Here is a 21096-nt window from a genome sequence, read left to right as displayed (position 1 = left end):
TTGAGTAAGCAACTCGGTCGCGACCGGCAAACCAGCCCTGACGCGCGCGGCCCACGGTCGCGACGGACAGGCCCGGCCAGGCGGCCCCCTAGTCGGCGAACCGTCGTAGTACGGCCATCGCCCGCTGGGTTACCTCCTCGACGGGCCCGGTCGCGTCCACCCCCACGAGGATGCCCTCGTCGGCGTAGAAGGCGACCAGCGGAGCCGTCTGCTCCTGGTAGACCTCCAGGCGGTGCCTGATGGTCTCCTCCCGATCGTCGTCGCGCTGGAACAACTCGCCGCCGCAGGCGTCGCAGACACCCGGTTCCGCCGGCGGATCGAACAGCACGTGCCATACCTTGCCGCAGGAGCGGCAGGTGCGCCGGCCGGCCAGTCGCCTGACGACCTCATCGTCGTCGACGACCAACTCCAGGACCAGGTCGAGTGCCGTGCCGAACTCGGCCAGCATCTTCTTGAGCACTTCCGCCTGGGGCACGTTGCGCGGGAAGCCGTCGAGGAGGAAGCCCTCCTGCGCGTCGTCCTCCGACAGGCGGTCGCGGACCATGGCGACCGTCACCTCGTCGGGGACGAGGTCGCCGCGGTCCATGTACTCCTTGGCGAGCTTGCCGAGGGGCGTGCCTCCCGACACGTTGGCGCGGAAGATGTCACCGGTCGATATCTTCGGGATCGACAGGTGAGATGCGATGAACTGGGCCTGCGTCCCCTTACCCGCTCCGGGGGGCCCGACCAAGACGAGGCGCACTATCTCAGGAAGCCCTCGTAGTTACGCTGCTGAAGCTGGCTTTCGATCTGCTTGACCGTGTCCAGGCCCACACCAACCATGATCAGAATGCTGGTCCCTCCGAACGGGAAGTTCTGGCTCGCGCCGACCGCACCAAGCGCGACGATCGGGATCAGCGAGATGAAACCCAGATACGGAGCGCCTGCTGCCGTGAGCCTGTTGAGCACGAAGCCCAGGTACTCGGCGGTCGGCCGACCCGGACGGATGCCCGGGATGAACCCACCGTACTTCTTCATGTTGTCGGCCACTTCAGTGGGGTTGAAGGTAATCGACACGTAGAAGTACGTGAAGAAGATGATCAGCAGGAAGAAGCCGGCCGCGTAGAACGGCTCGTCGCCCCGGACCATGTTCCGCGCCAGCCATTCGACGACCATGTTGGGCTTCTCGGTGTTACCCCACAGGGTGACCGCCAACTGCGGCAGGTAGAGCAGCGAGGACGCGAAGATGACCGGGATGATGCCGGCCTGGTTCACCTTCAGGGGGATGTAGGTCGAGGTCCCGCCGTACATCCGCCGGCCCACCATGCGCTTGGCGTACTGGACCGGGACGCGACGCTGCGCCTGCTCGATGAACACCACGAACGCGATCATCGCGATACCGGTGATCATCACCACGGCGAACTTGAACGGGCTGAGCCGGAAGATGTTGATCAGCTCGGCCGGGAAGACCGCGATGACCTGTGTGAAGATCAGGATCGACATGCCGTTGCCGATGCCGCGGTCGGTGATCAGCTCACCGAGCCACATGATCACAGCGGTGCCGGCCGTCATCACGATCACCATGGTCACCAGCGGGAAGACCTCCTGGCTGAGCAGGATCTGCTCACGACAGCCCTGGAAGAGCTGCCCGCTGCGGGCCAGCGCCACGAAGGCCGTCGACTGGAGCACCGACAGCCCGATGGTCAGATATCGCGTGTATTGTGTGATCTTGGCGGTGCCCGCCTGGCCCTCCTTCTTGAGGGCCTCGAGACGGGGGATCACCACCACGAGCAGCTGCAGAATGATGCTCGCGGTGATGTACGGCATGATGCCCAGCGCGAAGACTGAAAGTCTCAGCAGCGCGCCGCCGCTGAAAAGTTGCACCATCCCGTAGATGTTGGCGGCGTCCCCGGCCTGGGCCTGCTCGAGACACAGACGCACGTTCTCGGCGTTGACGCCGGGAGTGGGAAGCACCGAGCCCAGCCGGAACAGCGCGATGATGCCCAAGGTGAAGAGCAGTTTCTTGCGCAGGTCCGGCGTCCGGAATGCCCGGGTAATCGCGGTTAGCACGGTCCCTCCTGCGCGCCAGAGACGCGGTAATGGTCGGCGATGGGCTGGGGGGCGACCATCGACATTTCTTCTTGCCAACAAACGGGGTCGAACAGCGAGTCAACTCGCTGCCCAGCGAACTCTAACGCACTACGGGCGCGGAGGCTCATAACGAACCTCCGCGCCTCCGCACATCCTTGGCCGGACCTCGGCTGTGTCTACAGCTCGGAGACCGAACCACCGGCGGCGGCGATCTTCTCCTTGGCGGTGGCCGAGAAGGCGTGCGCCTGCACGTTCAACGCCACGGAGATGTCTCCGGTTCCCAACACCTTGACGGGCTGGTTCTTACGCACCGCGCCCTTGGCGACGAGGTCGTCCAGGGTGACGGTCCCGCCGGCCGGGAACAGCTCGCCGAGCCTGTCCAGGTTGACGACCTGGTAGGTCGTCTTGAACAGGGCGTTGGAGAAGCCCTTCAGCTTCGGCAGCCGCCGCTGGAGCGGGATCTGGCCACCCTCGAAGCCGAGGGCGACGGTCTTACGGGCCTTGGTGCCCTTGGTGCCGCGACCGGCCGTCTTGCCCTTGGAAGCCTCGCCGCGACCCTTACGGACCTTGGCCTTGTTGGCGCCGGGGGCGGGACGGAGGTCGTGAATCTTGAGAGGAGCGTTCTCAGTCATGCCTAATCGACCTCTTCGACGTGGACGAGGTGCGCCACCACGGCGGCCATGCCACGGATCTCCGGGCGGTCCTCCTTGATGACGACGTCGCCGATCCGCTTCAGACCCAGCGAGCGCAGCGAGTCACGCTGGTTCTGCTTGCCACCGATCTTCGATCGGAGCTGGGTGATCTTCAGTCGGGCCATCGGTCAGCTCACCGCCTTCGCCGCCGCCGCGGCCTCGGCGAGACCCTCGGCACGCGCCTTGAGCATGGCCTTGGGGGCGACGTCCTCGATCGGCAGCCCACGGCGGGCGGCGATCTCCTCGGGACGGCTGAGGTCCTTCAGAGCCCGCACGGTGGCGTGGACGATGTTGATCGGGTTCTGGGAGCCGAGCGACTTCGACAGCACGTCGTGGATCCCGGCGGCCTCCAGAACCGCACGCACCGGGCCACCCGCGATGACTCCGGTACCGGGCGAGGCCGGACGCAGCAGCACGACGCCGGCGGCTTCCTCGCCCTGCACCGTGTGCGGGATCGTGCCCTGGATGCGGGGCACCTTGAAGAAGTGCTTCTTGGCTTCCTCGACGCCCTTGGCGATCGCCGCGGGCACCTCCTTGGCCTTGCCGTACCCGACTCCGACCATGCCGTTGCCGTCGCCGACGACGACCAGCGCGGTGAAGCTGAAGCGCCGGCCGCCCTTGACGACCTTGGCCACTCGGTTGATCTTTACGACGCGCTCGATGTACGAGACGCCCTTGTCGGCGGCGCCGCCGCGGCGATCGTCACGACGGTCCCGCCGCTCGCCACCGCCGCCCGCACCGCGACGCGGAGCTGCAGCCATCAGTGGTTCCTCTTCTCGTTGCTCATGTCACGGGCCGAGGTCATCAGAACTCCAGCCCGCCTTCACGGGCGCTGTCCGCGAGGGCCGCGAGGCGCCCCGCGTAGCGGTTGCCACCGCGGTCGAACACGACAGCGGTGATCCCGGCGGTCTTGGCCCGCTGAGCGAGAAGCTCGCCGACCTTCTTCGCCTTCTCGGTCTTGTCGCCCTCAGCACCGCGCAGCGAGGCGTCCATGGTGGACGCGCTCACCAGCGTGTGGCCCTTGGTGTCGTCGACGATCTGCACGAACAGGTGCCGCGTGGACCGGTTGACGACCAGGCGCGGACGCTCCACCGTGCCGACGACCTTCTTCCGGACGCGGCGGTGCCGGCGGGCCCGCGAGACCGTGCGGGCGGCGGTGTGCTTGCCGAACGCAGTCTTCCCAGCCATGCCTACTTACCAGCCTTTCCGACCTTGCGGCGGATAACCTCACCCTGGTAGCGCACGCCCTTGCCCTTGTACGGGTCCGGCTTGCGCAGCTTCCTGATGTTCGCGGCGACCTCGCCGACCCTCTGCTTGTCGATGCCGTCCACGTGGAACAGCGTCGGCTTCTCGACGCGGAAGGTGACGCCCTCAGGAGCGTCCACGACCACCGGGTGGCTGAAGCCCAGCGAGAACTCGAGCTGGTTCGGGCCCTTGGCCTGGACACGGTAACCGACGCCCACGATCTCCAGCGTCTTCGTGTACCCCTGCGTCACACCCGTCACCATGTTGGCGATGAGCGTCCGAGACAGCCCGTGAAGCGCACGAACCTTGTTCTCATCGTTCGGGCGGGTGACGGCGATGGTGCCGTCCTCGGCCCTGGCGATCTCGATCGGTTCGACGACGGTGTGAGCGAGCGTGCCCTTCGGCCCCTTGACCTGGACATCCCGGCCGTTGATGGTGACCTCGACACCCGACGGTACGGGGATGGGCAGCCGTCCGATTCGCGACATGCTGTGGTTCCTCCCCTCGTTACCAGACGTAGGCGAGGACTTCCCCGCCCACTCCACGCTTGCCGGCCTGCCTGTCGGTCATCAGGCCGCTGGACGTCGAAATGATCGCGACGCCCAGCCCGCCCAGGACTCGAGGCAGGTTGTCCTTCCTTGCATAGACCCGCAGACCGGGCTTCGACACCCGGCGCAGGCCCGCGAGCGCACGCTCGCGGGTGGGCCCGAACTTGAGCTCCACCACGAGGTTCTTGCCGACCTTGGCGTCCTCGACGCTCCAGGCCTGGATGTAGCCCTCCTGCTGCAGGATCTCGGCGATGTGGGCCTTGATCTTTGAGTAGGGCATGGTCACGCTGTCGTGATAGGCCGAGTTCGCGTTGCGCAGACGCGTCAACATGTCTGCGATCGGGTCGGTCATCGTCATGGCCGGTGGCCTTCCTCACCGCGGTTTCCGCCCGGTTCGTTTCGTCTCCTCGAAACGCGGCGGACCTTCGGTGCGGTCGTGGGCGCTGCGAACAGCGCCCGGTTGGTTACTACTTCTGACGTACGGCCGGCAGCCCGGCGGGGCTTACCAGCTCGACTTGGTGATGCCGGGCAGCTCGCCGCGGTGCGCCATCTCACGGAAACACACGCGGCACAGCCCGAACTTACGGTAGACAGCGCGGGGCCGGCCACAGCGGGAGCAACGAGTGTACGCCCGGACCTCGAACTTCTGCTTGCGCGCTGCCTTGACCTTCAGCGACGTCTTCGCCATGATCAGGCCTCCTTGAAGGGGAATCCGAGGAGCTTCAGCAGCGCCCGGCCCTGCTCGTCGTTCTTCGCGGTGGTCACGACCGTGATGTCCATGCCCCGCTGCCGGTCGACCTTGTCCTGGTCCACCTCGTGGAACATGACCTGCTCGGTCAGACCGAACGTGTAGTTGCCGTTGCCGTCGAACTGCTTCGGCGACAGGCCGCGGAAGTCCCTGATGCGCGGCAGCGCCAGGGACAGCAGGCGGTCGAGGAACTCCCACATGCGGTCGCCACGCAACGTCACGTGCGCGCCGATCGGCATGCCCTCGCGCAGCTTGAACTGCGCGATGGACTTGCGGGCGCGGGCGACGGCCGGCTTCTGACCGGTGATCGCGGTGAGGTCGCGAACGGCGCCTTCGATGAGCTTCGAGTCGCGGGCGGCCTCGCCGACGCCCATGTTCACCTTGATCTTGGTGATCGTGGGCACCTGCATGATGTTCTCGATCCCGAACTCCTCACGCAGCTTCGCGATGATCTCCTCGCGGTAGCGCTGCTTGAGGCGCGGAACGACGCGTTCTTCAGTCGTGGCGGTCATCAGCTGTCCTCACCCGCCGCGCCGGACTCGTCCTTGCCGGCGGACTTCTTCTCGGCCTTGTCCTCGTCCTTGAGCTTCTTGACGTTGCTCACGTGGATGGGGGCCTCCATGGTCTGCACGCCGCCCTCCTTGGCGCCGCGCGGACCCTGGTGGGTCACCTTGGAGTGCTTCTTGATCATGTTCACGCCCTCGACCACCACGCGCTGGTCGCGCGGGTTGGCGGCGATCACACGGCCCTTGGCACCCTTGTCCTTGCCGGCGATGACCTGGACGAGGTCACCCTTCTTCACATGCAGCTTCGGCGTCGGCATCACAGCACCTCCGGGGCGAGCGAGATGATGCGCATGAACTTCTTGTCGCGCAGTTCCCGGCCCACCGGGCCGAAGATGCGGGTGCCCCGAGGGTCGCCGCTGTCCTTGATGATGACCGCCGCGTTCTCGTCGAAGCGGATGTAGGAGCCGTCGGGGCGGCGGCGCTCCTTCACTGTGCGCACCACGACCGCCTTGACAACGTCGCCTTTCTTCACGCCTCCGCCGGGAATGGCGTCCTTCACCGTAGCAACGATGACGTCGCCGATTCCCGCGTAGCGCCGACCCGAGCCACCGAGAACACGGATGCAGAGGATTTCCTTCGCACCCGTGTTGTCGGCGACCTTGAGCCGCGACTCCTGCTGGATCACGTCAACTCCTGTGTGTCGCGCCGGTTCTCACCCTCGCGGATGAGCCTGGCGGAACCTGATGTGGTCTTGTTCCCCCGGCGACAGCCGTACGACCGCCGCCGCGGGCGGGCCGTGCGGGTGATCCGCCCGACCCCTTGGACACCGTCGTGGGGGGTGGTCCACCCACCCCCCACGAGGCGCGTTCGTGTTACTTGGCCTTCTCGAGGATCTCGATGACTCGCCAGCGCTTGGTGGCGGACATCGGCCGGGTCTCCATCAGGAGGACGCGGTCGCCGACGCCGCACGCGTTCTGCTCGTCGTGGGCCTTGTACTTGGTCGTCCGACGGATGACCTTGCCGTACAGCGGGTGCTTCACGCGGTCCTCGACAGCGACGACGACGGTCTTGTCCATCTTGTCGCTGACCACCAGGCCCTCACGGGTCTTGCGGTAGTTCCGCGCGGCCTCGCGACCGGCCTCGGTCGCCTCAGTTGCCTCGGTTGTCTCAGCCATCGCTCGACTCCTTCTCGACCGTGACGATGCCGAGCTCGCGCTCACGCATCACGGTGTAGATACGGGCGATCTCGCGACGGACGGCGCGGAGCCGCCCGTGGCTCTCCAACTGGCCGGTCGCCGACTGGAAGCGGAGGTTGAACAGCTCCTCCTTGGCTTCCTTCAGCTTCTGGACCAGGACGTCCTGGTCCTCCACCCGCAGCTCAGCGGCGGTCAGACCCTTCGCCATCACGCCTCACCCACTTCACGCTTGACGAACCCAGCGAGCACAGCATGGGGAGCTTGTGCTTGAAACATCAGGCTTCGCCCACCTCTCGCTTCACGAACCGGCACTTCATCGGGAGCTTGTGCATCGCGCGCCGCATGGCCTCACGGGCCACGGGCTCGGCGACGCCGGACAGCTCGAACATGACGCGGCCGGGCTTGACATTGGCAATCCACCACTCCGGCGAGCCCTTACCGGAACCCATTCGGGTCTCGGCGGGCTTCTTCGTGAGCGGACGGTCCGGGAAGATGTTGATCCAGACCTTTCCACCACGGCGAATGTGCCGAGTCATGGCGATACGCGCGGCCTCGATCTGGCGGTTCGTCACGTAGGCGTGCTCAAGCGCCTGGATGCCGAACTCGCCGAACACGACCCGGGTGCCACCCTTGGCGGCGCCGCTACGGTCAGGCCGGTGCTGCTTGCGGTGCTTGACCCTGCGCGGGATCAGCATGGTCAGCTCCCTTCAGCACCCGGCTGCTGCGCCGGGCCGGTCTCGGGGGCGGCCTGCGAAGCCGCCTCGCTCCTGCTTGCGTCGGTCCTGGGGCCCTCGCCCCGGCCGGCACGGTCCCCGCGGCCTGCGCCGCCCCGACGCGGACGCTCGCCACCGCCACCGCCGCGACGCGGACGCTCGCCACGCCGCTCCTCGCGGCGCTGACCCGCCCGCGCGCCCGCGGCGGCAGCCGCCGCCTCACGCTCGGCGCGGCTCGTCGGGGCCTCGCCCTTGTAGATCCACACCTTCACGCCGATGCGGCCGAAGGTCGTGCGGGCCTCGTAGAAGCCGAAGTCGATGTCCGCGCGCAGCGTGTGCAGCGGCACCCGGCCCTCGCGGTAGAACTCCGAGCGCGACATCTCGGCGCCACCCAGACGGCCCGAGCACTGGACCCGGATGCCCTTGGCCCCGCTCTTCATCGCGGACTGCATGGCCTTGCGCATCGCCCTGCGGAACGAGACGCGGCTGGACAGCTGCTCGGCCACGCCCTGCGCGACGAGCTGCGCGTCGATCTCGGGGTTCTTCACCTCGAGGATGTTGAGCTGGACCTGCTTCTTGGTCAGCTTCTCCAGGTCGCCGCGGATGCGGTCGGCCTCCGCGCCGCGGCGGCCGATGACGATGCCCGGCCGGGCGGTGTGGATGTCGACCTGAACGCGGTCGGTGGTGCGCTCGATCTCGACCTTGGAGATGCCGGCCCGCTCCATGCCCTTCTGCAGCATGCGGCGGATCGCCACGTCCTCGGCGACGTACGACTTGTACAGCTTGTCGGCGTACCACCGGCTCTTGAAGTCGGTCGTGATACCAAGGCGGAACCCGTGCGGGTTAACCTTCTGGCCCACTAGCGGGTCCTCCCCTTCGGCTCGCGGGACTCCACGATCACGGTGATGTGGCTGGTCCGCTTGTTGATCCGATAGGCACGACCCTGGGCGCGCGGGCGGAACCGCTTCAGCGTCGGTCCCTCGTCGACCCACGCGCGGCTCACGACCAGTGTGTCCCGGTCGAGCTTGAAGTTGTGCTCGGCGTTCGCGATCGCGCTCGAGAGCACCTTGTAAACCGTCTCGCTCGCCGCCTGGGGAGCGAACCGCAGCACGGCCTGCGCCTCCGAAGCGGGCAGCCCGCGAATGAGGTCCACCACGCGGCGGGCCTTCCGGGGCGTGTGGCGCGCGTACCGCGCCTGTGCCCTGGCTTCCATCGCTGTCTCCTCTGATGCTTACTTGAAGGCGCTTACCGCCGGCTGCGGCGGTCTTCCTTGACGTGGCTGCGGAACGTCCGCGTCGGGGCGAACTCTCCGAGCTTGTGACCGATCATCGACTCGGAGACGAAGACCGGGACGTGCTTGCGGCCGTCGTGCACGGCGATCGTGTGACCGATCATGTCCGGCACGATCATGGAGCGCCGCGACCACGTCTTGATGACGGTCTTGGTGCCCTTCTCGTTCTGGGCGTCCACCTTCTTCATCAGGTGGTCGTCCACGAAGGGACCCTTCTTGAGGCTACGTGGCATGTCGGCTGCTCCTACCGCTTCTTCCTCTTGCTCCGACGACGGATGATCAGCCGGTCGCTCGCCTTGTTCGGCTGACGGGTGCGGCCCTCGGGCTTACCCTTCGGGTTCACCGGGTGGCGACCACCGGAGGTCTTGCCCTCACCACCACCGTGCGGGTGGTCGACCGGGTTCATGGCGACACCGCGGACCGTGGGGCGCTTGCCCTTCCACCGGTTGCGGCCGGCCTTGCCGATGCTGATGTTGCCCTGCTCGGTGTTGCCGACCTGGCCCACGGAGGCCCGGCAACGCACGTCGACCTGGCGCATCTCACCGGACGGCATACGCAGCGTGGCGTAGCTGCCCTCCTTGGCGAGGAGCTGGATCTGCGCACCGGCGCTGCGGCCCAGCTTGGCGCCACCGCCCGGACGGAGCTCCACCGCGTGGATGAAGGTACCGGTCGGGATGTTGCGGAGCGGCAGGCAGTTGCCCGGCTTGATGTCGGCGCCGGGACCGTTCTCGACGTGGTCCCCCTGCTTCAGACCGACGGGGGCGATGATGTACCGCTTCTCGCCGTCGGCGTAGTGGAGCAGCGCGATCCGGGAGGTCCGGTTCGGGTCGTACTCGATGTGCGCGACCTTGGCCGGGATCCCGTCCTTGTCGTGGCGGCGGAAGTCGATGATCCGGTAGGCGCGCTTGTGCCCGCCTCCCTGGTGCCGGGCGGTAACCCGGCCGTGGACGTTACGACCGCCCTTGTTGTGCAGGGGAGCAAGCAGCGACTTCTCCGGTGTGCTGCGCGTGAGCTCGGAGAAGTCCGAGACGCTCGCGCCGCGACGACCCGGGGTCGTCGGCTTGTATTTACGGATGCCCATCTCTTTCGTTCATCCTTTGTCGGTTCCTACCGGTCGGGGTCCGCCTCACGGCGGTCCCCCCGGCGCTGACATGGTGATGATCCCGCCGCGTTAGCCGATCTGACCGAAAATGTCGATCCGCTCACCCTCGGCCAGGCTCACGATCGCGCGCTTGGTGCCCGGACGCTGCCCGTAACCCTGGCGGGTCCGCTTGCGCTTACCCTGCCGGTTGATCGTGTTCACGCCGGTCACCTTGACCCCGAAGATCTGCTCAATGGCAATCTTCACCTGGGTCTTGTTCGCGTCCTTGCGCACCAGGAACGTGTACTGGTTGTGCTCATCGATCAGGCCGTAGCTCTTCTCCGAGACGATCGGCTTGACGATGATGTCGCGCGGGTCGGTGATCTTCTCCATCAGGCCTCTTCCTTCCCGCTGTTCGCCAGCCGGGCCACGACCTGGTCGTACGCCTCGCGGGTGAAGACCACATCGTCGCTGCACATCACGTCGTAGGTGTTGAGCTGACCCGAGTCCAGGAGGTGAACCTCGGGCACGTTGCGCAGGCTCAACCAGGTGACCTCGTCGTTCGCGTCCAGGACCACCAGCACCCGGCGGGCCTGGGTGACCTTGCGCAGCGCCTCCAGGGCCACCTTGGTCTTGGGCGTCTCACCGGTGTTGAAGCCGGTCACCACGTGGATGCGACCGAAGCCGGCCCGGTCGGACAGGGCGCCGCGCAGCGCGGCCGCCTTCATCTTCTTGGGCGTCCGCTGGTCGTACGAGCGGGGCTTGGGACCATGCACGGTGCCACCGCCGGCGAACTGCGGTGCGCGGGTCGAGCCCTGGCGGGCGCGGCCGGTGCCCTTCTGGCGGTACGGCTTCTTGCCGCCGCCGCGGACCTCGCCGCGGGTCTTGGTGGAGTGGGTGCCCTGCCGGGCCGCCGCGAGCTGCGCGACCACGACCTGGTGGATCAGCGGCACGTTGACCTTGGCGCCGAAGATCTCCGCGGGCAGGTCCACGGTGTCCGTCTTGGCACCGGTCGCGTCGAGGACGTCGATGCTGTTCACTTGGCGGCAACCCCCTTCTTGGCGGCGGTGCGGATGAGAACGAGGCTGCCGTTGGGACCGGGAATCGCACCCTTGATCAGGATGAGGTTCTTCTCGGCGTCCACGGCGTGGACCTTGAGGCTTTGAATGGTGGTGCGGACGTTGCCCATCCGGCCGGCCATGCGCAGGCCCTTGAAGACACGGCCCGGGGTGGCGCAGCCGCCGATGGAGCCCGGCGAGCGGTGCTTGCGCTGGGTGCCGTGCGAAGCGCTCAGACCACCGAAGTTGTGGCGCTTCATGACACCCGCGAAGCCCTTGCCCTTGCTCTTGCCGGTGGCATCCACGTACTGCCCGGCCTCGAAGGTGTCGGCGAGGATCTCCTGCCCGAGCGTGTACTCGGAGGCATCGTCGGTCCGAACCTCGACGAAGTAGCGGCGGGGCGTGATGTCGTGCTTGCGCAGGTAGTCGCCCAGCGGCTTGTTGACCTTACGCGGGTCGATCTGGCCGTACCCGAGCTGAATCGCCGAGTAGCCGTCCTTCTCAGGGGTGCGAACCCGGGTCACCACGCACGGACCGGCCTCGACAACGGTCACCGGGACCACCCGGTTCGCCTCGTCGAAGACCTGGGTCATGCCGAGCTTCTTGCCCAGGACGCCCTTGATCTGCTTAGCCATGTCAGTGCGTTCCTTAGAGCTTGATCGAGATGTCGACGCCGGCGGGCAGATCGAGGCGCATGAGCGAGTCGACCGTCTTCGGCGTGGGGTCGATGATGTCAATCAGCCGCTTGTGGGTGCGCATCTCAAAGTGCTCGCGGCTGTCCTTGTACTTGTGCGGCGACCGGATGACGCAGTACACGTTCTTCTCGGTCGGAAGCGGCACCGGGCCAGCGACCTTGGCGCCGGTCCGCGTCACCGTCTCGACGATCTTCTTGGCCGAGCTGTCGATGACCTCGTGGTCATACGCCTTGAGCCGGATGCGGATCTTCTGTCCCGCCATGATGGCCTCGGTGTCCTTCGCTGTCGTCGTATAAAGCTTCACGCGGCCGATAGGGCATTCCACCCTATGCCGCAGGTCATCCCACCCAGCCGAACCGTGATCTGGCAGTACCCTCGGCCGTTCCGGCCGAGACGACTGCGAGATCACGGTGTCGTCGCCGTGGGCGGGGCCGGCTGGCGGCCCCTTCGCGGTGCGGCGGTCAGGCCCCTCGGCAGTGCCGTCTGACACTACCTGGACGGACCCGACCGCCGCCCGGCAACGGTCCTACCTGGTGATCGTCAAGGTTACTTGATGATCTTCGTCACGCGACCGGCGCCGACGGTGCGGCCACCCTCGCGGATCGCGAACTTCAGGCCCTCTTCCATGGCGATCGGCTGGATGAGCTCGACGCGCATCTCAGTGTTGTCGCCCGGCATGACCATCTCGGTGCCCTCGGGGAGGTTCACCACGCCGGTCACGTCAGTCGTACGGAAGTAGAACTGAGGACGGTAGTTGTTGAAGAACGGCGTGTGGCGGCCGCCCTCGTCCTTGTTCAGGATGTAGACCTGCGCCTCGAACTCGGTGTGCGGGGTCGTCGTGCCCGGCTTGATGACACACTGACCGCGCTCGACGTCCTCGCGCTTGATGCCGCGCAGGAGCAGACCGACGTTGTCACCGGCCTGGCCCTCGTCGAGGAGCTTGCGGAACATCTCGACGCCGGTGACGGTCGTCGTGGTGCCCTTCTCCTTGATGCCGATGATGTCGACGACCTCGTTGACCTTGACGATGCCGCGCTCGATACGGCCGGTGACGACCGTGCCGCGACCGGTGATCGAGAAGACGTCCTCGATCGGCATCAGGAACGGCTTGTCGGTGTCACGGACCGGCTCGGGGACGTTGTCGTCGACCGCGTTCATCAGCTCGATGATCGCGTCGCCCCACTTCTCGTCGCCCTCGAGCGCCTTCAGCGCCGAGACGCGGATGACCGGCACGTCGTCGCCGGGGAACTCCTGAGCCGACAGCAGCTCGCGGACCTCGAGCTCGACGAGCTCCAGAATCTCCTCGTCGTCCACCATGTCGGACTTGTTCAGCGCGACGACGATGTAGGGAACGCCGACCTGGCGGGCCAGGAGGACGTGCTCCTTCGTCTGCGGCATCGGGCCGTCGGTGGCCGCGACCACCAGGATCGCACCGTCCATCTGGGCGGCGCCGGTGATCATGTTCTTCACGTAGTCGGCGTGACCGGGGCAGTCCACGTGGGCGTAGTGGCGCTTCTCGGTCTGGTACTCGACGTGGGAGATCGAGATGGTGATGCCGCGAGCCTTCTCCTCGGGCGCCTTGTCGATCTTGTCGAACGGGGTCGCCTCGTTGAGCTGCGGGAGGCGGTCGTGAAGCACCTTGGTGATCGCCGCGGTCAGAGTGGTCTTGCCGTGGTCGATGTGCCCAATGGTGCCGATGTTCACGTGCGGCTTGTTCCGCTCGAACTTGGCCTTGGCCACTGGTCTGTCTCCTTAGAGATTCTGACTTGACTTGCGTCTACTAACTCAGGCTCTGTACGGCGGGGCACTCGCGTGAGTGCTCCGCCGTACGTGCGGGACTGTCGTCCTGAGCGGAACCTATTCGCCCCGAGCCTTCGCGACGATCTCCTTGGCGATGCCCGGGGGCACCTCCGCATAGGAGTCGAACTGCATGCTGTAGACCGCCCGGCCCTGGGTCCTGCTGCGCAGGTCCCCGACGTAGCCGAACATCTCTGACAGCGGGACGAGGGCCTGGATGACCTTGGCCCCGGTCCGGTCTTCCATCGCCTGGATCTGTCCGCGGCGACCGTTCAGGTCACCGATGACGTCACCCATGTAGTCCTCGGGCGTGGTGACCTCAACGGCCATCATCGGCTCGAGGAGAACCGCGTCCGCCTTACGAGCGGCCTCCTTGAAGGCCATCGAACCGGCGATCTTGAAAGCCATTTCCGACGAGTCGACCTCGTGGTATGCGCCGTCCAGGAGGGTGACCTTGACCCCCACCATCGGGTAGCCGGCGAGCACACCGAACTCGGCGGCCTCCTGACAGCCCGCGTCGACCGACGGGATGTACTCCCGCGGGATGCGGCCACCGGTGACCTTGTTCTGGAACTCGTACCCGTCGTTGCCTTCGCCGAGGGGCTCAACGGCGATGATCACGCGACCGAACTGACCGGAACCGCCGGTCTGCTTCTTGTGCGTGTACTCGACCTTCTCCACCTTCCGGCGGATGGTCTCGCGGTAGGCGACCTGCGGGCGACCGACGTTGGCCTCGACCTTGAACTCGCGGCGCATCCGGTCGACAAGGATCTCCAGGTGGAGCTCGCCCATACCCCAGATGACCGTCTGCCCGGTCTCCTCGTCGCGGCGGACCTGGAAGGACGGGTCCTCCTCGGCCAGGCGCTGGATCGCGGTGCCCAGCTTCTCCTGGTCGCCCTTGGTCTTGGGCTCGATGGCCACGTTGATGACCGGAGCGGGGAAGTTCATCGACTCCAGGATCACCGGGTTCGCCGGGTCACTGAGCGTGTCACCGGTGGTGGTGTCCTTCAGACCCATGACGGCGACGATCTGACCGGCGTACGCGGACGCGCGCTCCTCGCGCTTGTTCGCGTGCATCTGGTAGATCTTGCCGATCCGCTCCTTCTTGCCCTTGGTCGAGTTGATGACCCCGGTGCCGGCCTCGAGCTTGCCCGAGTAGATACGGATGTAGGTGAGCTTGCCCAGGTGCGGGTCACTCATGATCTTGAAGGCGAGCGCGGAGAACGGCTCGGCCGGGTCGGCGTGCCGCTCGACGACCTTCTCCTCGTTGCCCGGGGCGTGCCCGTCGATGGCGGGGATGTCGGTCGGCGCCGGCAGGTAGGCCACGATCGCGTCGAGCAGGGGCTGCACGCCCTTGTTCTTGAACGCCGTGCCGCACATGACCGGGTTGACCGCGCCCTTGATGGTGGCCCGGCGAATGGCCGCGACCAACTGCTCCTCGCTGGGCTCGACGCCCTCGAGGAAGAGCTCCATCAACTCGTCGTCGTTCTCGGCGACGGTCTCGATCAGCTTGTCGCGCCACTCGCGGGCCGCCTCGGCGTGGTCGGCGGGGATGTCGACGGTGTCGTACATCTCGCCCTTGGCAGCCTCGGCGCTCCAGATCAGGCCCTTCATCGTCACCAGATCGATGACGCCCTTGAATTCGGCCTCGACACCCCAGGGAAGCTGGACGACCAGCGGCGTCGCGCCCAGACGGGACACGATCATGTCGACGCAGCGGTGGAACTCCGCGCCGACACGGTCCATCTTGTTCACGAAGCAGATGCGGGGCACCCCGTACCGGTCGGCCTGGCGCCAGACCGTCTCCGACTGCGGCTCGACGCCGGCGACCGCGTCGAACACCGCGACGGCGCCGTCGAGAACGCGGAGCGAACGCTCCACCTCAACGGTGAAGTCCACGTGACCGGGAGTGTCGATGATGTTGATCGTGTGATCAAGCCAGCTACAGGTGGTCGCGGCAGACGTGATCGTGATGCCGCGCTCCTGCTCCTGCTCCATCCAGTCCATGGTGGCAGCGCCCTCATGGGTTTCACCGATCTTGTAGTTGATGCCGGTGTAGAACAGGATGCGCTCAGTCGTCGTGGTCTTGCCCGCGTCGATGTGGGCCATGATCCCAATGTTGCGGACCCTGGCCAGTTCAAGAGCGGTCGTGGTGGCCACTTCTCTCGCGTCCTAACTCGTCGTAGGTGCCTACTACCAGCGGTAGTGGGCGAAAGCCTTGTTGGACTCGGCCATCTTGTGCGTGTCCTCGCGCCGCTTCACGCTGGCGCCGAGGCCGTTGCTCGCGTCGAGCAGCTCGTTCATGAGGCGCTCGGTCATGGTCTTCTCGCGGCGTGCCCGCGCGTACTGGACGATCCACCGCAGGGCCAAGGTGGTGCTGCGCGACGCGCGCACCTCGACCGGCACCTGGTAGGTCGCGCCACCGACACGGCGGCTGCGGACCTCGAGGGTGGGCTTGACGTTGTCCAGAGCCCGCTTGAGCGTGACGACCGGGTCGTTGCCCGTCTTCTCCCGGCAGCCCTCGAGGGCCCCGTAGACGATCGACTGGGCGATCGAACGCTTGCCGTCCAGGAGAACCTTGTTGATCAGCGCGGTCACCAGCGGCGAGTTGTGCACCGGGTCGGCGACCAACTGGCGGCGGCCAGGGGAACCCTTGCGCGGCATGTCAGCTCTTCTCCTTCTTCGCGCCGTAACGGCTGCGGGCCTGCTTGCGGTTGCGAACACCCTGAGCGTCGAGCGCCCCACGGACGATCTTGTAACGAACGCCCGGCAAGTCCTTCACACGACCGCCACGCACGAGCACGATGGAGTGCTCCTGAAGGTTGTGCCCAACGCCCGGGATGTAGGCGGTGACCTCGATGCCGCTGGTGAGGCGGACACGCGCCACCTTGCGCAGGGCCGAGTTGGGCTTCTTGGGAGTCGTAGTGTAAACGCGCACGCAGTGGCCCCGGAGCTGCGGGCTTCCCTTCAGCGCCGGTGTCTTCGTCTTCGTTACCTTGTCCTGCCGGCCCTTACGGACCAACTGCTGGATAGTAGGCACTACGTCTCCATTTCGCGCCTTGGCCGGTGCTACGTCGTTGCCGGATCGAGATCCCTTGGCCACGCTCGGCCCAGTTTCTTCGTCCGACTGTGCTTTTCGCAGGTACTGCCGGTGTCATGACCTGCTGGTCTTCCTCGCCCTCCGACCCACGCGCTCGGGCGTGTCGCAGGCTTGCCGCACCACACCCGGGCAGACCCGGTCGATCTGGAGGAATCACGCGGCGCCTACACCCGTCTCCCATGCGAGGAGCGAGCTCTCGAGCACACGCATGTGAGCCCACAAACCGTGGGCACGAAGGACAACACTACCCAGGCCGACGCCGCTCGTCAAAACGAACGTGCCTGGATCGACGCTGTCCACGTTCCCTGTTCCGGCGGCCTGCTTCCACGCAGACCACACAAGGCCCTCGTTGAGTCTACCGGCATGAGCGGGGTCACTGTGCCGGGAAACGGAAAACGCCCGGAGTGGCGAACCACTCCGGGCGTTTTCCTGTTGACTTCCTATCGACCTGGGTCGTCTCCCTAGCGGCCGTACTGGCCGAAGTCGTACTCCTCCAGCGGGACGGCCTCGCCGCTGCCGGCGCCGAACGTGTAGTCCGCCGCGGAGCCGTCGTAGCCACCCACGGTGTACATCGCCGCCTTCGCCTCCTCGGTCGGCTCCACCCGGATGTTGCGGTACTGCGGCATGCCCGTACCGGCCGGGATGAGCTTTCCGATGATGACGTTCTCCTTGAGGCCGAGCAGCGAGTCCGACTTGGCGTGGATCGCCGCGTCGGTGAGCACCCGTGTCGTCTCCTGGAACGACGCCGCCGACAGCCACGACTCGGTGGCCAGCGACGCCTTCGTGATCCCCATGAGCACCGGACGACCGGCGGCGGGCTGGCCTCCCTCCGCCACGGTCTGGCGGTTCATGGCCTCGAAGCGCGGCCGCTCGACCAGTTCGCCGGGCAGCAGTTCGGTGTCGCCCGACTCGAGCACGTTGACCCGCTTGAGCATCTGCCGGACGATGACCTCGATGTGCTTGTCGTGGATCGACACACCCTGCGAGCGGTAGACCTGCTGGACCTCGTCGACCAGGTGGAGTTGGACGGCACGCGGACCGAGGATGCGCAGGACCTCGTTCGGGTTGCGGGCACCCGCGACGAGCAACTGGCCGACCTCGACGTGCTGCCCCTCGGAGACGAGCAGCCGGGACCGCATCGAGACCGGGTAGGCGATCTCGTCGGAGCCGTCGTCCGGAGTGACGACCAGCTTGCGCGTCTTGTCGGTCTCGTCGATCCGCACCCGGCCGGCGACCTCGCTGATCGGGGCGACACCCTTGGGGATGCGCGCCTCGAACAGCTCCTGGACTCGCGGCAGACCGTGGGTGATGTCCGCACCGGCCACACCACCGGTGTGGAAGGTACGCATGGTCAGCTGCGTGCCCGGCTCACCGATCGACTGGGCCGCGATGATGCCGACGGCCTCGCCGACGTCGACGAGCTTGCCGGTGGCCAGCGAACGGCCATAGCACAAAGCGCAGACACCGATCTTGGCCTCGCACACGAGGGTGCTACGGGTCCTGACCTGCTCGACGCCGGCCGCGACGAGCGCGGTGACCACGGAGTCGTTGATGTCGGTGCCCCTCGAGGCGACGAGCTTGCCGTCCGCCTCGACGTCCTCGGCCAGGATCCGGCCATGCACGTTGCTCTCGGCGTTCTCGGCCTTGACCAGGCTGCCCTGGAAGTCTCGCTCGCCCACGCGCAGCGGGACGGCCCGGTCGGTGCCGCAGTCGATCTCCCGGACGATGACGTCCTGGGCGACGTCGACCAGACGACGGGTCAGGTAACCGGAGTCCGCGGTCCGCAGCGCGGTGTCCGCCAGACCCTTCCGCTGGCCGTGGGTGGAGATGAAGTACTCCAGCACCGACAGGCCCTCGCGGAAGGAGGACTTGATCGGCCGCGGGATCGTCTCACCCTTGGTGTTGGACACCAGGCCGCGGATGCCGGCGATCTGCCGTACCTGCATCTTGTTACCGCGGGCACCGGAGTTGACCATCATCCAGACCGGGTTGGTGTCCGGGAACGCGTTGACCATGTCGGTCTCGACGTCCGCCGTCGCGTGGGTCCAGATCTCGATGAGCTCCTGACGGCGCTCCTCGTCGGTGATCAGACCACGGTCGTACTCGCGCTGGACCTTGTCGGCCCGCCTCTCGTACGAATCCATGATCTCCGCCTTGTTGGGCGGCGCCACGACGTCCTCGATCGAGATCGTGACACCGGCGCGGGTCGCCCAGTAGAACCCGGTGTCCTTGAGTGCGTCCAGCGCGTTGGCGACCTCGACCTTCCGGTACCGCTCGGCCAACTCGTTGACGATGCCGGAGAGCTGCTTCTTGCCGACCTGGTAGTTCACGAAGGGGTAGTTGTCCGGCAGCGTCTGGTTGAACAGACACCGGCCCAGCGTGGTCTCCAGCCGGAACGCCTGGCCGTTCTCCCAGCCCTCGGGCGCCTCCCAGCCCCGCGGGGGCGGAACGTCCTTCATCCGGATCTGGATCTTGGCCTGGACGTCCAGCTCCCGGCGGTCGAATGCCATGAGCGCCTCGGCCACCGTGGTGAACACCCGGCCGGCCCCCTGGGCGTCCTCCTTCTCGGTGGTCAGCCAGTACAGCCCGATGACCATGTCCTGGGTGGGCATCGTCACCGGCTTGCCGTCCGCCGGCTTGAGGATGTTGTTGGTGGACAGCATCAGGATGCGAGCCTCGGCCTGGGCCTCGGCGGACAGCGGCAGGTGCACCGCCATCTGGTCGCCGTCGAAGTCCGCGTTGAACGCGGTGCAGACCAGCGGGTGGATCTGGATGGCCTTGCCCTCGACGAGCTGCGGCTCGAACGCCTGGATGCCCAGGCGGTGCAGCGTGGGCGCGCGGTTGAGCAGCACCGGGTGCTCGGTGATGACCTCTTCCAGCACGTCCCACACGACCGGGCGGGCCCGCTCGACCATGCGCTTGGCCGACTTGATGTTCTGCGCGTGGTTCAGGTCCACCAGGCGCTTCATCACGAACGGCTTGAACAGCTCCAGCGCCATCTGCTTGGGCAGGCCGCACTGGTGCAGCTTCAGCTGCGGGCCGACGACGATGACCGAACGGCCGGAGTAGTCGACTCGCTTGCCCAGCAGGTTCTGACGGAACCGGCCCTGCTTCCCCTTCAGCATGTCACTGAGAGACTTCAGGGGACGGTTGCCGGGGCCTGTCACCGGACGGCCACGGCGGCCGTTGTCGAACAGCGCGTCGACGGCCTCCTGCAGCATCCGCTTCTCGTTGTTCACGATGATCTCGGGCGCGCCGAGGTCCAGCAGACGCTTGAGCCGGTTGTTCCGGTTGATGACGCGGCGGTAAAGGTCGTTCAGGTCGGAGGTCGCGAACCGGCCACCGTCGAGCTGCACCATCGGGCGCAGGTCCGGCGGGATGACCGGGATGCAGTCCAGCACCATGCCGCTGGGCGAGTTCCGCGTGTTGAGGAACGCCGCCACGACCTTGAGCCGCTTGAGCGCGCGGGCCTTCTTCTGGCCCTTGCCGCTGCGGATGGTCTCGCGCAGGTTCTCCGCCTCGGCCTCCAGGTCGAAGCTGCCCAGCCGCTCCTGGATCGCCTGAGCGCCCATGCCACCGCGGAAGTAGCGGCCGAAACGGTCGCGCATCTCGCGGTAGAGCAGCTCGTCGCCCTCGAGGTCCTGGACCTTGAGGTTCTTGAACCGGCTCCAGACCTCCTCCAGCCGGTCCAGCTCACGCTGTGCCCGGTCGCGGAGCTGCCGCATCTCGCGGTCGGCGCCCTCCCGCACCTTGCGGCGCGCGTCGCCCTTGGCGCCCGCGGCCTCCAGCTCGGCCAGGTCGGCCTCGAGTTTCTTCTGCCTGGCCTCGATATCGGCGTCGCGGCGCTGCTCGATGTGCTGCCGTTCGACAGAGATCTTGGCCTCCAGCGACGGCAGGTCGCGCTCACGCATCTCGGTGTCGACATGCGTGATCATGTAGGCCGCGAAGTAGATGACCTTCTCCAGGTCCTTCGGGGCCAGGTCGAGCAGGTAACCCAGGCGCGAAGGAACGCCCTTGAAGTACCAGATGTGAGTGACGGGAGCGGCCAGCTCGATGTGGCCCATCCGCTCGCGGCGCACCTTGGCACGGGTGACCTCGACGCCACAGCGCTCACAGATGATGCCCTTGAAGCGGACCCGCTTGTACTTACCGCAGTAGCACTCCCAGTCCCGGGTCGGACCGAAGATCTTCTCGCAGAAGAGCCCGTCCTTCTCCGGCTTGAGAGTCCGGTAGTTAATGGTCTCCGGCTTCTTCACCTCGCCGTGCGACCACTGGCGGATATCGTCGGCGGTCGCCAGACCGATGCGCAGCTCGTCGAAGAAGTTGACGTCCAGCACGTTGATGTCCCCTCGCTTT

General features: G+C 66.6%; 28 protein-coding genes. All 28 read right to left on the bottom strand.

Annotation, left to right across the window (positions count from 1 at the left end):
* Positions 1-88 precede the first annotated feature (88 nt).
* Positions 89-742: an adenylate kinase gene (locus ACFHYQ_RS20750; protein ID WP_394302796.1), complete on the bottom strand. Its 654-nt coding sequence runs from the start codon at positions 740-742 to the stop codon at positions 89-91.
* Complete coding sequence (secY, locus tag ACFHYQ_RS20745; protein ID WP_394302795.1) at positions 742-2049, bottom strand: preprotein translocase subunit SecY; 1308 nt, start codon at positions 2047-2049, stop codon at positions 742-744. The genes ACFHYQ_RS20750 and secY overlap by 1 nt, the downstream gene beginning before the upstream one ends.
* Positions 2050-2246: 197 nt before the next feature.
* On the bottom strand, positions 2247-2702 hold the full coding sequence (rplO, locus tag ACFHYQ_RS20740) for a 50S ribosomal protein L15 (protein WP_204014560.1): 456 nt from the start codon (positions 2700-2702) through the stop codon (positions 2247-2249).
* Between the two features lie 2 nt (positions 2703-2704).
* On the bottom strand, positions 2705-2887 hold the full coding sequence (gene rpmD / locus ACFHYQ_RS20735; RefSeq protein WP_394302794.1) for a 50S ribosomal protein L30: 183 nt from the start codon (positions 2885-2887) through the stop codon (positions 2705-2707).
* Between the two features lie 3 nt (positions 2888-2890).
* Complete coding sequence (gene rpsE, locus ACFHYQ_RS20730; RefSeq protein ID WP_062415242.1) at positions 2891-3523, bottom strand: 30S ribosomal protein S5; 633 nt, start codon at positions 3521-3523, stop codon at positions 2891-2893.
* A gap of 43 nt (positions 3524-3566) precedes the next feature.
* Positions 3567-3950 (bottom strand): 50S ribosomal protein L18, encoded by a 384-nt coding sequence (gene rplR, locus ACFHYQ_RS20725; protein WP_204014556.1) that lies wholly within the window; start codon positions 3948-3950, stop codon positions 3567-3569.
* Between the two features lie 2 nt (positions 3951-3952).
* A complete protein-coding gene (gene rplF / locus ACFHYQ_RS20720; RefSeq protein WP_394302793.1) occupies positions 3953-4495 on the bottom strand; it encodes a 50S ribosomal protein L6 in 543 nt (180 codons plus the stop codon).
* 19 nt (positions 4496-4514) lie between these two features.
* Complete coding sequence (gene rpsH, locus ACFHYQ_RS20715; RefSeq protein WP_204014552.1) at positions 4515-4913, bottom strand: 30S ribosomal protein S8; 399 nt, start codon at positions 4911-4913, stop codon at positions 4515-4517.
* Positions 4914-5057: 144 nt separating this feature from the next.
* Entirely contained in the window at positions 5058-5243 is a 186-nt protein-coding gene (locus ACFHYQ_RS20710) for a type Z 30S ribosomal protein S14 (RefSeq protein WP_030451489.1), read from the bottom strand.
* A 2-nt stretch (positions 5244-5245) separates the two neighbouring features.
* Complete coding sequence (gene rplE, locus ACFHYQ_RS20705; protein WP_204014549.1) at positions 5246-5815, bottom strand: 50S ribosomal protein L5; 570 nt, start codon at positions 5813-5815, stop codon at positions 5246-5248.
* Positions 5815-6111 carry a 50S ribosomal protein L24 gene (gene rplX / locus ACFHYQ_RS20700; RefSeq protein ID WP_394303019.1) on the bottom strand — a complete coding sequence of 99 codons (297 nt, stop codon included), beginning with the start codon at positions 6109-6111 and terminating at the stop codon, positions 5815-5817. Before rplX ends, rplE begins: the two co-directional genes overlap by 1 nt.
* A 14-nt stretch (positions 6112-6125) precedes the next feature.
* Complete coding sequence (rplN, locus tag ACFHYQ_RS20695) at positions 6126-6494, bottom strand: 50S ribosomal protein L14 (protein WP_036328509.1); 369 nt, start codon at positions 6492-6494, stop codon at positions 6126-6128.
* Positions 6495-6681: 187 nt separating this feature from the next.
* Positions 6682-6984, bottom strand: coding sequence for a 30S ribosomal protein S17 (gene rpsQ / locus ACFHYQ_RS20690; RefSeq protein ID WP_394302792.1), 303 nt, complete (start codon positions 6982-6984; stop codon positions 6682-6684).
* The gene (gene rpmC / locus ACFHYQ_RS20685; protein WP_394302791.1) at positions 6977-7213 is read right to left on the bottom strand and encodes a 50S ribosomal protein L29; all 237 of its coding nucleotides are present in this window, start codon (positions 7211-7213) and stop codon (positions 6977-6979) included. The genes rpsQ and rpmC overlap by 8 nt, the downstream gene beginning before the upstream one ends.
* A 67-nt stretch (positions 7214-7280) precedes the next feature.
* Positions 7281-7700, bottom strand: coding sequence for a 50S ribosomal protein L16 (rplP, locus tag ACFHYQ_RS20680; protein ID WP_204014543.1), 420 nt, complete (start codon positions 7698-7700; stop codon positions 7281-7283).
* Between the two features lie 2 nt (positions 7701-7702).
* Entirely contained in the window at positions 7703-8578 is an 876-nt protein-coding gene (rpsC, locus tag ACFHYQ_RS20675) for a 30S ribosomal protein S3 (protein ID WP_394302790.1), read from the bottom strand.
* Positions 8578-8931 (bottom strand): 50S ribosomal protein L22, encoded by a 354-nt coding sequence (gene rplV / locus ACFHYQ_RS20670; protein ID WP_204014538.1) that lies wholly within the window; start codon positions 8929-8931, stop codon positions 8578-8580. The genes rpsC and rplV overlap by 1 nt, the downstream gene beginning before the upstream one ends.
* A 32-nt stretch (positions 8932-8963) precedes the next feature.
* Positions 8964-9242 carry a 30S ribosomal protein S19 gene (gene rpsS, locus ACFHYQ_RS20665; protein ID WP_204014529.1) on the bottom strand — a complete coding sequence of 93 codons (279 nt, stop codon included), beginning with the start codon at positions 9240-9242 and terminating at the stop codon, positions 8964-8966.
* A gap of 11 nt (positions 9243-9253) precedes the next feature.
* Complete coding sequence (gene rplB, locus ACFHYQ_RS20660; protein WP_394302789.1) at positions 9254-10090, bottom strand: 50S ribosomal protein L2; 837 nt, start codon at positions 10088-10090, stop codon at positions 9254-9256.
* A 90-nt stretch (positions 10091-10180) separates the two neighbouring features.
* Positions 10181-10483 carry a 50S ribosomal protein L23 gene (gene rplW, locus ACFHYQ_RS20655; protein ID WP_394302788.1) on the bottom strand — a complete coding sequence of 101 codons (303 nt, stop codon included), beginning with the start codon at positions 10481-10483 and terminating at the stop codon, positions 10181-10183.
* Entirely contained in the window at positions 10483-11130 is a 648-nt protein-coding gene (gene rplD / locus ACFHYQ_RS20650) for a 50S ribosomal protein L4 (protein WP_394302787.1), read from the bottom strand. The genes rplW and rplD overlap by 1 nt, the downstream gene beginning before the upstream one ends.
* The gene (gene rplC / locus ACFHYQ_RS20645) at positions 11127-11783 is read right to left on the bottom strand and encodes a 50S ribosomal protein L3 (RefSeq protein ID WP_394302786.1); all 657 of its coding nucleotides are present in this window, start codon (positions 11781-11783) and stop codon (positions 11127-11129) included. Before rplC ends, rplD begins: the two co-directional genes overlap by 4 nt.
* 13 nt (positions 11784-11796) lie before the next feature.
* On the bottom strand, positions 11797-12105 hold the full coding sequence (rpsJ, locus tag ACFHYQ_RS20640; RefSeq protein WP_012887830.1) for a 30S ribosomal protein S10: 309 nt from the start codon (positions 12103-12105) through the stop codon (positions 11797-11799).
* Positions 12106-12389: 284 nt separating this feature from the next.
* On the bottom strand, positions 12390-13583 hold the full coding sequence (gene tuf / locus ACFHYQ_RS20635) for an elongation factor Tu (protein WP_394302785.1): 1194 nt from the start codon (positions 13581-13583) through the stop codon (positions 12390-12392).
* A 117-nt stretch (positions 13584-13700) separates the two neighbouring features.
* The gene (gene fusA, locus ACFHYQ_RS20630; protein WP_394303018.1) at positions 13701-15749 is read right to left on the bottom strand and encodes an elongation factor G; all 2049 of its coding nucleotides are present in this window, start codon (positions 15747-15749) and stop codon (positions 13701-13703) included.
* Between the two features lie 84 nt (positions 15750-15833).
* On the bottom strand, positions 15834-16304 hold the full coding sequence (gene rpsG / locus ACFHYQ_RS20625; protein ID WP_394302784.1) for a 30S ribosomal protein S7: 471 nt from the start codon (positions 16302-16304) through the stop codon (positions 15834-15836).
* A gap of 1 nt (position 16305) precedes the next feature.
* Entirely contained in the window at positions 16306-16680 is a 375-nt protein-coding gene (gene rpsL / locus ACFHYQ_RS20620; RefSeq protein ID WP_055482768.1) for a 30S ribosomal protein S12, read from the bottom strand.
* Between the two features lie 521 nt (positions 16681-17201).
* Positions 17202-21077, bottom strand: coding sequence for a DNA-directed RNA polymerase subunit beta' (locus ACFHYQ_RS20615; RefSeq protein ID WP_394302783.1), 3876 nt, complete (start codon positions 21075-21077; stop codon positions 17202-17204).
* Between the last annotated feature and the right edge of the window lie 19 nt (positions 21078-21096).

Origin of the sequence: Sphaerimonospora cavernae, from assembly GCF_042435035.1 — a bacterium.
Classification (GTDB): Bacteria; Actinomycetota; Actinomycetes; order Streptosporangiales; family Streptosporangiaceae; genus Sphaerimonospora; species Sphaerimonospora cavernae.
The sequence above is the reverse complement of the archived record's forward strand: the minus strand, read 5'-3'. Positions and strand labels throughout refer to the sequence as shown.